This window comes from Herbaspirillum sp. B65, from assembly GCF_000333555.1.
Classification (GTDB): Bacteria; Pseudomonadota; Gammaproteobacteria; order Burkholderiales; family Burkholderiaceae_D; genus Herbaspirillum; species Herbaspirillum rubrisubalbicans.
Window position 1 is genome coordinate 1 of sequence record NZ_BADI01000557.1, and the last position, 1,813, is coordinate 1,813.

Below are 1,813 nucleotides of genomic sequence, written 5' to 3' on the forward strand. Positions count from 1 at the left end.
CAGTTTCTGACCGTCAACGATCGCTACGCGCAGTTCTTCCTGCTGCGTGGCGTTGAACAACATACGTTTCATGGTTTCACTCCGGGATCCGAAGATCCTTCAAATGGCCCGTCCGTATGTGGTAGCGGGCCAAAAGTACAGGGGATGTACGCGAGAACGAAGTGATTGGGGAGGGAATTGCCTTGATTGTGTGAGTGCGCCTTAGCGGGCGCTCCAGCACAAGGGGGCGCGGATGCGGCAGACGGGAACGCCGGGCAGCACCGTATCCGCGCCGCGCGCGCCGCCATAGGCGGTCGCGCAGGCAACTGCGGACGGTAAGCTGGTCTGTGGAGCCAAACGTAACATGGTGGGTTGGCGACGGCGATCGGGTTCAACTGCATCAACCGGCAAGCTTCGCGGTGCTTCGGCCAGGACTGCGGCATGGCCCGGGCAATGCGCTGCAAGAGGGGCGGGCGGATGAGCCTGCGCCGGTTGCGCTGCATGATGCTGCTGTTGCCGGGGGCTGTGCGCTGCGGACCTGAACCGGAACACCGGATGCGAGTCTTGCCAGACTTTTATCCTGATGATCCAAACAATTCTGTTCCACTTCCAGGCGCGCTGTCCGATTGCAACTGCGGTGCAAACTGGACTCGCGCAGGGAAGGTGCGTACTCGTTTCGAGGCCTTTACGTGGACCAGGCAAGCGGCATGATCGGCTGTATTGTCAACCGTTGCAGCGCTTTTATTGCGTCTGCGATGCCGCGCGTCGTGGTTTTCGGGGCCCCCTTCGTCTATTTTGCAAATGAGCGAGGCTGACGAAGTCTCCTCTTGTGTAGAATGTTCCTTTTTTATTCTACTGACGCCGTTTTTTGATCGGCGTCAATCGATTATATATTCAAAATGAAGGACTTAGCGAGATTTTCTAGGGGGGCTTCTGAAAGCGCCGCAGCTGCGCCCGCCTCCCGGAACGCAACAGCCTCGCACAACCTTCCCCAGGTGCAGTTGCTGACCATTTCCGACGAAGAGGCGGGACAGCGGATTGACAATTTCCTGCTGCGGGTCTGCAAGGGCGTTCCCAAGAGCCATATCTACCGTGTCCTGCGCTCGGGCGAGGTGCGCGTCAACAAGGGCCGCATCGACCAGACCTATCGCCTGGTCGAAGGCGATGTGGTGCGCGTGCCGCCAATACGAGTTGCAGAGAAGCAAGAACAGGTGGTGCCCGGTGCCGAATTCCGCATCCTGCTGGAAGATAGCCACCTGCTGGTCATCGACAAGCCGGCCGGCGTGGCCGTGCACGGTGGCTCGGGCGTGAGCTATGGCGTGATCGAACAATTGCGTGCGGCGCGGCCCCAGGCCAAGTTCCTGGAACTGGTACACCGTCTGGACCGTGATACCTCCGGCGTGCTCTTGATCGCCAAGAAGCGCTCGGCCTTGACCAACCTGCACGACCAGATGCGCGAGGGCACGACCGACAAGCGCTATTTCACGCTGGTGCAGGGGGACTGGAAGAACGCCCGCCAGCATGTGAAGTTGCCGCTCTTCAAGTACAGCACGCCCGATGGCGAGCGCCGCGTGCGGGTGCAGGCCGATGGTCAGCCCTCGCACACGATCTTTTCGCTGTTGCGCCGCTTCGGTGAATTTGCCCTGCTGGAAGCTGAACTGAAGACCGGTCGCACCCATCAGATCCGGGTACACCTGTCTTCCAGCGGTTTTCCCATCGTCGGCGACGACAAGTACGGCGACTTCACCCTCAACAGGNCCTTGCAGAAAGCCGATGGCAGCCGCATCGCCTTCAAGCGCATGTTCCTGCACGCCTGGCGCATCAGCTTCCGGCA

The 1,813-nt window shown here is 60.3% G+C and carries 1 protein-coding gene; it reads left to right on the top strand.

The features are described from left to right. Nucleotides 1-878: 878 nt before the first annotated feature. The coding region (locus I5W_RS13515) for an RluA family pseudouridine synthase (protein WP_044529621.1) at nt 879-1,813 on the top strand (935 nt) is incomplete at its 3' end.